9 protein-coding genes are annotated in these 11376 nt (G+C 46.2%); 4 read left to right on the top strand and 5 right to left on the bottom strand.

Annotation, left to right across the window (positions count from 1 at the left end):
* Nucleotides 1-96: 96 nt before the first annotated feature.
* From ABNS04_RS04720 to ABNS04_RS04735, 4 genes are all read right to left on the bottom strand, one after another.
* Nucleotides 97-1611, bottom strand: coding sequence for a Ppx/GppA phosphatase family protein (locus ABNS04_RS04720; protein WP_272978311.1), 1515 nt, complete (start codon nt 1609-1611; stop codon nt 97-99).
* Nucleotides 1595-3670, bottom strand: a complete 2076-nt coding sequence (ppk1, locus tag ABNS04_RS04725) for a polyphosphate kinase 1 (protein ID WP_272978310.1) — start codon at nt 3668-3670, stop codon at nt 1595-1597. The genes ABNS04_RS04720 and ppk1 overlap by 17 nt, the downstream gene beginning before the upstream one ends.
* 80 nt (nt 3671-3750) lie before the next feature.
* On the bottom strand, nt 3751-4449 hold the full coding sequence (locus ABNS04_RS04730; RefSeq protein ID WP_272978309.1) for an OmpW family outer membrane protein: 699 nt from the start codon (nt 4447-4449) through the stop codon (nt 3751-3753).
* A gap of 81 nt (nt 4450-4530) precedes the next feature.
* Nucleotides 4531-5247 carry a YebC/PmpR family DNA-binding transcriptional regulator gene (locus ABNS04_RS04735; protein ID WP_272978308.1) on the bottom strand — a complete coding sequence of 239 codons (717 nt, stop codon included), beginning with the start codon at nt 5245-5247 and terminating at the stop codon, nt 4531-4533.
* 160 nt (nt 5248-5407) lie between these two features.
* On the opposite strand from ABNS04_RS04735, the gene ABNS04_RS04740 reads away from it, so the two are divergent.
* Complete coding sequence (locus ABNS04_RS04740) at nt 5408-6217, top strand: UDP-2,3-diacylglucosamine diphosphatase (RefSeq protein ID WP_272978307.1); 810 nt, start codon at nt 5408-5410, stop codon at nt 6215-6217.
* Here the strand turns inward: ABNS04_RS04740 and ABNS04_RS04745 are convergent.
* Nucleotides 6214-7860, bottom strand: coding sequence for a sensor domain-containing diguanylate cyclase (locus ABNS04_RS04745; RefSeq protein ID WP_272978306.1), 1647 nt, complete (start codon nt 7858-7860; stop codon nt 6214-6216). The two genes, ABNS04_RS04740 and ABNS04_RS04745, sit on opposite strands and share 4 nt — an antisense overlap.
* 163 nt (nt 7861-8023) lie before the next feature.
* Here ABNS04_RS04745 and ABNS04_RS04750 point away from each other — a divergent pair, with 163 nt between their 5' ends.
* From ABNS04_RS04750 to sufB, 3 genes are all read left to right on the top strand, one after another.
* The gene (locus tag ABNS04_RS04750) at nt 8024-9073 is read left to right on the top strand and encodes a 2-oxoglutarate and iron-dependent oxygenase domain-containing protein (RefSeq protein ID WP_272978305.1); all 1050 of its coding nucleotides are present in this window, start codon (nt 8024-8026) and stop codon (nt 9071-9073) included.
* Between the two features lie 16 nt (nt 9074-9089).
* Complete coding sequence (locus ABNS04_RS04755) at nt 9090-9722, top strand: peroxiredoxin (RefSeq protein WP_272978304.1); 633 nt, start codon at nt 9090-9092, stop codon at nt 9720-9722.
* Between the two features lie 214 nt (nt 9723-9936).
* Entirely contained in the window at nt 9937-11373 is a 1437-nt protein-coding gene (sufB, locus tag ABNS04_RS04760; RefSeq protein WP_006953975.1) for a Fe-S cluster assembly protein SufB, read from the top strand.
* Nucleotides 11374-11376 lie beyond the last annotated feature (3 nt).

Genomic DNA, 11376 nt, shown 5'->3' on the forward strand with positions numbered 1-11376 from the left:
ATTTCAGAAGGCACGTTATCCAATTTGCGTCGGAAATGATTTGATCCCGATCAAAAGTTAACCAAAGATTTGATCTGAACCCGTGGCTTGCGTTAGTTAAGCGATGATCAATTGGTACCCTAAAACACTCAGGTGCTTGTTTTCGCGAGCAATATCGGCCTCTAAAATAGCACTTTTTGCCAATGGCCCTTGTAGGGTAAGAATCAGTTTTGCTCCCTTCAACGAGACCGAACATAACGCCTCGTGAGTTTGCCGACTCGCATTAAGCAATACAGCTAAGCGTATCACCACTATCATGCGCGCCACCGTAAAATGCTCGAACTGAGCAAAATCGGTCAACTCTTCAGCGATGATTTTTTTACGATAATAACGACACAACATCGCCAACACACGCTGTTCATCAGAGCTAAATCCAGGCATATAGGCATTCGCTAGAATATAACCTGAATGCTTTTGAATGCCGCTTGAGCTAATGTTCATACCTACTTCATGTAGGCTACACGCACCGGCCAATAATAATCGGATATCGGGTGTATTAAGTTGCCATGTATTGCCTACGCCTTCCAGTATTAGCTCTGCCGAGGAAAGGACCCGCTTGGCTTGTGCTTCATCGACTTGATAACGAACCGCCATACTTTGAATCGTCTTATACCGTATATCTTTGTGAAATACAGCCTGTTCAGCAAGTTCAAATAGCACACCCTCGCGCAAGGCTGCATCAACAGAACTGAGCTCATCAATACCGATCTCTTCACAGACAGCGATAAGCACTGCTAACCCGCCGACTATCGAGGGGATACGCTGCTGTTCAACATCACTCGAGTTAATCTCCGATATATGCCTTAAAGTTAAAAGCCTATCGCGTAATTGATGCAATGCTTTGAGCGTAATCGTGAGATCACCGTCTGTGCTACCGTGAATCCACTTAGCCAGCGCCTTGATCGTTCCTGAGGTACCTAATACCTGTTCGGCTCGTGCTTTCTTAAGCTGTTTACTAAACGGCTCAAGCTCCTGCTTCACACTCAATACGGCCTTATTAAAACGCTTGGGAGTGACTTTTCCTTTTGCAAAAAAGCGCTCAGAAACCACTAAACTACCAAAACTTTTTGATAATAATAATTCTGGTTCCTCAGCGTGGCCCACGGCAAATTCAGTACTACCACCGCCAATGTCGATAATCAGTCGTACACCACGAAACGGAACTGCTTGTGCCACACCCAAGTATATGAGTCGCGCCTCCTCTCGACCCGAAATGACCTCAATTGGAAACGGCAGTAACTGGCGAGCCGCCTGGATAAACTCCTTGCGATTATTGGCTTCTCGCAACGTATGAGTCGCCACGACACGGACGCGTTCAGGCGCAAAATCTCGTAAATGCATAGCAAATTGGGATAACGCATCTAAGCCTCGATCAAAGGCCTCAACACTAATCCCCTTATTGACTAACCCTTCCGCCAACGATACTCGCTGCTTAAATTTATGTATGGGTTGAATTTGCCCCTCAATGACTCGACCAATGATCAAGTGAAAGCTATTGGAGCCTAAATCAAGCGCCGCCAAGTGTTCTCGACTGTCAGACGTTAGCCGCTGCGTGTCATTTGTTTGAGTCATAGGCTCTGCTTTTAAAGTAGTCATGTATTTTTAACTGTGACCTCAAGCGCTTGCGACGAGGGATTTTGCCACGCTCAGACACTGGAGTGACATACTCATTCACTTGTTCCGCATCGATGCGGCGTGCTTTGATGTTATCGCGCCACTGCATGTCCATAATCGTCAGTATATCTTGTTGTGCCGTGTGATCGTATATGGGACATGCGACCTCAACACGATGATCGACATTACGTGTCATCAAATCAGCCGACGAAATAAAGACCTTTGTATCACCATCGTTACCAAAGATATAGACACGCGCATGCTCTAAAAACCGATCAATAATACTAATGATTTCGATATTTTCGCTGAGCTTAGGCACATTCGGTCGCAGCGTACACATTCCGCGCACAATACACCGAATTTTTACGCCTGCGCGACTCGCTCGGTAGAGTTGTACGATCAGCGCATTATCAACTAGGTTGTTCAGCTTTAGAAAAATTTCCGCGGGCTTGCCATTCTTTGCGTGGTTAATTTCCCGCTCAATAAGTTCGTTAATTCGGGTGCGCAGATTATTCGGTGCCACCAACAACTGGTGCCAAGGGTAAAAACGATAGGGTTGCTCGAGATAATTAAACACATTCTCAATGTCTGAGCAGATCTCAGGATGACAAGTAAACAAGCTAAAGTCGGTATAGAGCTTTGCTGTTTTTTCATGAAAGTTCCCCGTTCCAATAACACCATAACGACGAATAGCATGATCCTCTTGCCGATGTATCAATAATAACTTCGAGTGCACTTTGAGCCCTTGCAGACCAAAAATCACTTTCACACCCGATTCAGTCAGTTCCTTCGCCCATTCTATATTAGCCTCCTCGTCAAACCGCGCTTGCAGCTCGACCATCACAGTGACTTTCTTTCCATTTTGCACAGCCTCCATGAGCGAATGAATAATCCTAGAATTAGGCGCAACACGGTAAATACACATGTGAATTTTTAATACATGAGGGTCATAACAGGCCTGGCGAATTACCTCAGTAAAATGTGCAAACCGGTGATACGGGTAGTAGAGTAAAATGTCATTACGCTTAATCGCATCAAATACATTGTCAGCCTGCTCAAAACGCGGGTGCTTCAGTGCGGGAATCGGTGGGTGCTCGAGCTTTTTGCCACCTAAGTTTTCAAAACTTAGAAAGTCTTTCGTATTACGATAGCGCCCGCCCGCAACCATGGCATCGTACTGATTGAGATGCAGTTTCTTACTCAACAGGTTCAACATATGAATTGGCATTGCACGATCATAGACAAGCCTGACCGGGTCCGCTTTTTCGCGCTGTTTTAAGCCTTCTTCCATACGTTCAAGTAAACTCTGCTCAATATCATCAGAGGGGCGGTACTCTGCATCACGGGTCATTTTGAAAGAAAAGGCAATGATAGACTGAAACGGCACGATGCCTTTAAACAAACTGGCCAAATTGAGTAAAACAACATCATCTAAAAATAGTACTTTACGCAACTTACTATCACGCTTTTTAGGCAAAATAACAAAACGCGATAACTCATGAGAGGGGATCTGCACCGCAGCGTACTTACGTTGCCCAGATTGCTGCAATTGCGCCAGTAAATAAGTTTTGTCTTCGTTTATGACTTTAACTAAATCAGTCGTGTCGTTGATAAGGATGGGAACAATTTGTGGCTTTATTTTGTTATCAAAATATTCCCGTAAGCCTGCCTTTTCGTCTTCTGTAACCTGCTCACCAGAGGCCCAAATAATATTTTCAGCCCGCAACGCTTTTATCACTTTACGGTGAATCAGCTCGAACTGTTCCTGTAACTGCACTACCTTTTGTTGGATAAGATGCAGTAGACGTTCGCTGTCTTTACGCTGTGCATCGGTTTGAGCAAAGAAAATTCGTCGACGCACGTCGGCGACACGGACCTGAAAAAACTCGTCCATGTTAGAGGAAAATATACCAAGGAATCTTACCCGTTCGATAACGGGCACTTCCTCGTCATTGGCTTCTTGAAGCACGCGCTCGTTAAACGAAAGCCAACTCAACTCTTTAAAATAGAACTTCATACAAAAACGCCTGGCCGCTTATCTATTTAATATACAGAATAGCGCGACCAAGCGATTACAGTATGACAGTAAAATGACAACTAGAAGGTATAACGTAGAGCAATCATCGCTACATAAGGGTCAATTGCTACATCCGTCTGCTCAATTGTACTACCATTTAAACGAACCGACGCTGTGGTATCAATATCGATATGGCTTACCATTAACTGCGCGCCCCATTGTTCTGATAGCTTCCAGTTGACACCCGCTTGTATTGCGGCTCCCCAAGAGTTCGACAACGCCAAATCTACGGAGTCGTCAGCGCCCGCTACACCGAGTGTTTGTAACGTTTGGGTTAGCTCGCTCGATGCCTGGTCATCGAAAAACGTGGTGTAGTTAACACCTACGCCAACAAAGGGCTCAAGTCCTTGTACGCCAGTATCCCAATGGTATTGCACGAATAAGGTCGGCGGTAAATGTTTGGTCTTACCAATTGATAAGCCACTCAACGTACCCGAACCGTAGATGTCGTGCGCGAATGGCGTCGCTGCTACCAATTCAAGACCCCAACCATTTTCCCACTGATAGTCAAAAGTCAGACCGAGCTGGGTGTTAGTGTTTACGGCGACACCGGTTGAATTAGCAGGTAGTCCTGCCACTTGCTCTACGGTATTTAATGAGCTGCTGCTATCATCAGGAATCACTGAAATAGCGCCCACATTAATTGAAAAGTCTTGCGCTTGAGCGAAAGATGCGGCGAAAAGTGTTGCAAGTGCAACGGCGGAAGTTAAACGCTTCATGGGTCACTCCTACTTTTAGATGACCCATGAAGCATAACGAGTTTGAGATCAGCGAGGCTTGACCTGTATCAACAGAGCCTTTTATACCTCAGCATTGTGATAGATGTTTTGCACATCATCACAATCGTTAAGCATATCCATCAAACGCTCAAACATCGGCATGTCATCTTCCGCAATTTCGGTCGTGACATGAGGAACAAATTGAATTTCGTCCGTGTCAAAGTCAATATCGGCGAAAGCAGCGGTTAATGCTTGGCGCGTAGCTGCATATTCGGTATGGGGAGCAAATACAGTAACAACACCGTCATCAAACTCCACGTCGCCCACATCCACATCGGCTTCCATCAATGCCTCTAGCACGTCATCTTCGTTGTCATGTTTGAACGCAAAAATCGCACAATGTTCGAACGAGTGCATGACACTGCCCTGCTCACCAATCTTACATTTGCTTTTCGTGAAGCAGTTGCGCACCTCACCAAACGTGCGGTTTGGGTTATCCGTAAGACACTCGACGATAACCATACAGTTACTGGGTCCATAACCCTCGTAACGAGCCGGTGAAAAGTCTTCACCCGCACCGCCCTGAGCTTTATCAAGCGCTTTATCAATTACGTGAGACGGCACTTGCTCTTTTTTAGCCCGGTCAATCAAGCTCCGTAATGCCAAGTTCGCATCAGGGTCGGGCCCACTTTGTTTTGCACAGACATAAATTTCGCGACCAAAGCGACTGTAAACACGGCTTTTTGCGGTCGCTGTTTTTGCAATGGATTCTTTTCGGTTTTGATAGGCGCGGCCCATAATAGTCTCTCTTACCTTACAAATCAGTTCATAAAACGCACCAGATTTTACACAGCCAGGGCTGAACGGTCTATTTTATTCACAGATTTGTCATGCGTTATTAAACGGGCTGTCATCTTTACGGGCTATTTTTTCAGCGTTCATCATCGGGAGGCTGAACATGAGCAAACACAAGCCATCGGTTAATACGCTGTTTCTTTCTGATATTCACCTCGGTTCATCCACCAGTCATTGTGAACTGCTACTTGAGTTTTTAAAGCATATTCGCTTTAAAAAATTAGTATTGGTGGGCGATATCATTGATTTATGGGCGATCCGTAGCAAAGGCCAAGGGCTGGATGAGTCGCATATTAAAGTGATCCGAAAACTGCTCAAGCAGGCGCAAGAAGGCGTACAGGTAATTTATATTACAGGCAATCACGATGGTGGCTTACGCCAGCTACTCGACGACTACCCCTTTGATAAGGGTATCGTCAATATCCAGTTGACCAACACCTATGATTACCAAGCGTTAAATGGTCGCCGTTATATCGTAATGCACGGGGATCAATTTGATAATCAAGTAAGAGGACACCGCCTGCTCAATTGGGTTGGCGATAACATCTATGAAGGGTTGCTTAAAATTAACCGTTGCTTTAATCGTTGGCGCTCTCGAAAGGGTTATGTCTATTGGAGCCTAGCCAAAGCGGTAAAGTCGCGTTCTTCGCAAGCATTAAAATATGTTCACCGTTACCAACATGCTGCGACCGCCTACGCAGAGCGTAAAGGTTATGATGGCGTGATATGCGGACATATTCATGTGCCTGCTGAGCGCCATTTTAATAACACGCACTACTTAAATACCGGTGATTGGCAAGACTCCTGCAGCGCTATCATTGAGCACGAAAATGGCGATTGGGAACTATTAGATGTGCCTTCATGGCTCAACAGCCAAGCGAGCATCAAACAACTCAAACCTCGCGTAGCTTAGCTCACCACACAATTACGTCCGCGACTTTTCGCGGCATACAGTGCCTTGTCAGCGTGACGCAGCACTTCATTATGTGTCGCGCCATTGTGGTGAATAGCAACGCCAAACGACGCTGTCACTTGAATTTCATGACCCTCAGATCGAATCACTAACGCCTCTAAAGCGGCGCGGAATCGCTCAGCAGTACGGGTTGCTTGTTGCAGCGTCTGATTGGGTAACAAAAGCGAAAACTCTTCACCGCCAGTACGCGCAAAGATATCGCTTTCCCGTACCAACCCGCCGAGTGTCTGCACCAACTCAATTAATACGCGATCACCCGCTTCATGACCAAAGTTATCATTAATTCGCTTAAAATGATCGATATCAAACGTGACGATCGCCAAGGATTCTTCGTAGCGCTCACTTCGATACACCAATGTTTCTAAAGCCTCGGTAAAGAAACGTCGATTGTAAGCGCCCGTTAACGGGTCACGTTCAGCTTGTTCTTTCAGTTTCAACTCGAGTTCTTTTTCCTCGGTAATATCCCTGAGTGTACCCAACACCATTTCACCGTCAGCTTCCATTTCCACGATCTGCCGCACCCATAGATAATGCCCATCGGTGTGTTGGATGCGATGCTGAATATCAACCGTGTGACCCGGCTTTAAGTCATGCTCGGCTTGCAGAATTTGTTCAAGATCATCAGGATGGGAGCGCTCTCTAAAGAAATGAAAATCACGACTTTCTGGCTTTTTTTGCCAACCCAGAATGGTATAAATCATGTCTGACCAATAGATTGTTTTTTCTTTAAGGTTGGCTTCCCAGTGGCCAAGTTTGGTTAACGCTTGCGCTTGTTTTAAATTCCGCCGACTGCGTTCGAGCTCGAGTTCCATCATTTTACGCTCAGAGATATCGACAATCATGCCGTACCAGCTAATCGAGTCGTTCGTTTTATAAACCGGTCGAGCTTGCCCGAATACCCAGCGCTCTTTACCATCCACGACCACGCGATATTCACAGATCCAATCAGTCATATTGGCACGCGATTCTGCGATAGTTTCTGTGATGTGAGGCATATCGTCCGGGTGAAGGGTTTCAAAAACCGCCGATGCATCCTCAATGACGTGCTCCGGTTCGACGCCATAAATTTCTTTAATGCCTGCGCTCGCGTATGGGAATCGTGTGCGACCATCTTTAAACTGCTGAAACTCATAGACGACACCTGGAATTAACGAAGCAATCGTCGAAAAGCGATGTCGCAACTCAACCAGATGGGTAATTTCAATATGACTTCCAATGACCCATTCAGGTTTGCCGTCGTCGGTCCACGTCTCACATCGTCCCGAATCGCGTACCCACACCCAATGTCCGTCTTTGTGACGCATACGCGCTTCACATTCATAAAACGGTGATCGACCCGCAAAATGATCCTGTAAGCGCTGATTCGATAGCACCAAATCTTCGGGGTGTGAATGTTGCAGCCAACTATCAATGGTCGGCGCTAGCTCATCTAGTTGATAGCCAATGATTTCAGCCCAGCGTTTGTTAAAACGACACTCGCCGGTTTGTACGTTCCATTCCCATGTGCCTGCTTGAGTCGCCTCAATCATCGATAAAAGCTTTTTTACATACAATGATTCAGGCGGAGTTAAGGATGTAAACATCAGAACGCAGGTTCCTTTTGCTCAATGGTTTTTGATTCAATATTCAGCAAAACAGAATATAGCAGTGAATATAGCGTTTCAATCTAATATAGAAACATTCGTTCGTTTATAAAGTATACCGTGCGTCATATATTGAGCGTCATTAAATTTAAAGGAGGCGCTTATGAATGCACCGACATTACCCGTCATCTCAATGACTGCGCTTGAATCTGAGTCTGGATTAGCTGAACTTCGTCGCGCTGCCAGTGATGTAGGCTTCTTTTATTTAGTTGATCACGGTATCAGTCACGAGAGTCAGCAAGACTATTTGCGGCTAAGCCGTGAGTTTTTTCAACTCTCTGCACAACAAAAACAGTCAGTCGATATGATTCACTCACCACACTTTCGTGGCTATAACGCGATGGGCAGTGAGATGACTGCAGGTCGACTCGATGCGCGTGAGCAGTTTGACTGGATGAACGAAGAACAGGCAATTCCTGACTCAGCATTGTCGCAACCTTGGCAAAAGCTGATTGGGCCTAATCTATGGCCAACCAGTATGCCGGCGTTAAAGCCGTCGTTAACGAAGCTACAAGATCAGTTGAGCGACATCACCGTTAATCTATTACAAAGATTATGTGCGTCGTTAGGTGTTGAAGCGCATGCCCTCGATCACACAATAGGTAAGCAGCCTTATACCCACGCCAAATTGATTCGCTACCCTGGTCAACATACGCCACAGCAAGGAGTCGGAGCGCACAAAGATCCAGGTTACTTAACGTTGGTCATGCAAGATGAGCAAAGTGGGCTTAAGGTTGAACGCAACGGTCAATGGATAGCTGTGGAGCCTATTCCCGGCGCTTTTGTTGTCAATATTGGTGAACTGCTAGAACTTGCATCAAATGGCTTTTTAAAGGCAACTAATCATAAAGTTGAAAGTCCAAAGCAAGGTGTCGAACGCTATTCGATCGCTTTTTTTATGGCGGCTCAGCTCTCTGCGACAGTGCCTGTGCTCGCGTTACCTGAGGAGCTCAAGGCTCGTGCATTGGGGCCAACTACTGATCCCGATAATCCGTTACTGACCGATGTCGGTAATAATGTACTCAAAGGTCGTTTACGTTCACACACACATGTGACACGTCGGTATTACTGTCAGCAACAAGCACGGACATTGTTGGCAAGAAGTTTTGCATACATGCCGATCACCGATATTTGTAATGAATGCAGTATTTAATGTAAGGAGAACAGCAATGGGTTTACGAATTGGCGATACAGCACCAAACTTTGAAATTGAAACCACTCAAGGCAAAATCGACTTCCATGATTGGGCAAAAGGCTCTTGGGTCTTCTTTTTTAGCCATCCAGCCGATTATACCCCCGTGTGTACCACCGAGATGGGCCGAACAGCTCAGCTAGCGCCTGAATTTGAAAAGCGTAATGTGAAGCCACTGGGCTTATCCACGGATACAGTCGACGCACACAAAGGCTGGATTAATGACGTCAACGACACTCAAAACACATTACTTGAGTTCCCGATCGTTGCCGACCAAGAGCGCAAAGTAGCTGAACTCTACGATATGATCCACCCGGGTGAAAGCCAAACGGCAACGGTACGTTCAGTATTTATTATCGATCCCGATCAGAAAATTCGTTTAACCATGACTTACCCGATGACGGTAGGCCGTAATTTTGCGGAAATTCTGCGTGTGATCGACGCACTACAAACTACGGATTCACAAGAGGTGGCTTGTCCCGCTGATTGGGTGCCGGGCGATCGCGTGATTATCCGTCCGACGGTATCGGAAGAAGACGCACAGAAGAAGTTCCCACAAGGCTATGAAACATTGCGTCCATATCTACGCTTAACGGATATCAACAAGTAATTTAAACGAATCTGTTTAATTGAGCCGGCACTTTCGCCGGCTTTTTTGTTTCCTCTCGTGCCACAATCGATCCTTTCATGATCATCCACCGATCCCAGCAAAGACTTGTGCATTAAAAAAGCATATAATACGCGCCCGAAGGGCGGTTTAAAGTTGAGTGTTTTACTCGGGTATTTTATAATGAAAGTATCTTAAGTTCAGCAAGGTGGTAAGCATGAGCGAACAAATTGATCAGGCACTCGCACGTAAATATGATGCGGGTTTTGTCTCAGAAATCGAATCAGAAACCTTTCCCAAGGGGTTAGATGAGGATGTCATCCGCCGCCTGTCGGCCATTAAAGGTGAACCTGAGTGGATGCTTGAATGGCGATTAAAAGCCTACCGAACGTGGCTCAAGCAAACCGAGCCCGAGTGGGCGCACGTGGATTATCCAAAGATCGACTATCAAGATATTTCCTATTACTCTGCGCCGAAGTCGATGAAAGACAAGCCGAAGTCACTGGATGAGGTTGACCCTGAGTTATTACGCACCTATGAAAAGCTTGGGATTCCTCTGCATGAGCAAGAAATGCTTGCGGGCGTGGCGGTTGATGCTGTGTTTGATTCTGTTTCCGTGGTCACCACCTTCCGCGAGAAACTCGAGGAAGCCGGTGTTATCTTCTGCCCAATTTCTGAAGCACTGCACAAGTACCCCGACTTGGTAAAAAAATATCTTGGCACGGTAGTGCCGCGCGGCGATAACTACTTCGCTGCACTCAACAGCGCTGTATTTACTGATGGTTCTTTCGTGTACATCCCGAAAGGCGTTCGTTGCCCGATGGAGCTCTCAACGTATTTCCGCATCAACGAGCAAAATACAGGTCAATTTGAGCGTACATTAATCGTTGCCGAAGAAGGCAGTTATGTAAGCTACCTCGAAGGTTGCACGGCACCGCAACGTGACGAGAATCAGTTGCACGCTGCGGTAGTAGAGCTCGTCGCCTTAGACGATGCAGAAATCAAATATTCAACGGTACAAAACTGGTATCCAGGCGATGAAAACGGTAAAGGCGGCATCTACAACTTCGTTACCAAGCGTGGTCTGTGCGAGAAAAACGCCAAGATCTCTTGGACGCAAGTTGAAACAGGTTCTGCTGTGACGTGGAAGTATCCAAGCTGTATTCTTAAAGGTGATAACAGTGTCGGTGAATTCTATTCAGTGGCGCTCACCCGCGGTAAACAACAAGCCGATACCGGCACTAAGATGATTCACTTGGGTAAAAACACCAAATCGACCATCATCTCTAAGGGTATTTCAGCGGGCTACAGTAATAATGCCTATCGTGGTTTGGTACGGATGGGGCCAGGTGCCGAAGGCGCGCGTAACTTCACTGAGTGTGACTCGCTACTCATTGGCGATAAGTGTGGCGCGCACACATTCCCGTATATCGAAAGCAGCAATCCGAGTGCGATTGTTGAACACGAAGCAACAACATCTAAGGTCAGCGATGACCAGCTCTTTTTATGTCAGCAACGAGGCCTTGACCCTGAGAAAGCAGTCTCAATGATTGTGAATGGCTTCTGTAAAGAAGTATTCCGCGAGCTTCCTATGGAGTTCGCCGTGGAAGCCGGTAAGTTGCTTGAAATCAGTCTTGAAGGTTCAGTGGGGTAATAA

It is taken from the genome of uncultured Idiomarina sp., from assembly GCF_964010655.1.
GTDB lineage: Bacteria > Pseudomonadota > Gammaproteobacteria > Enterobacterales > Alteromonadaceae > Idiomarina > Idiomarina baltica.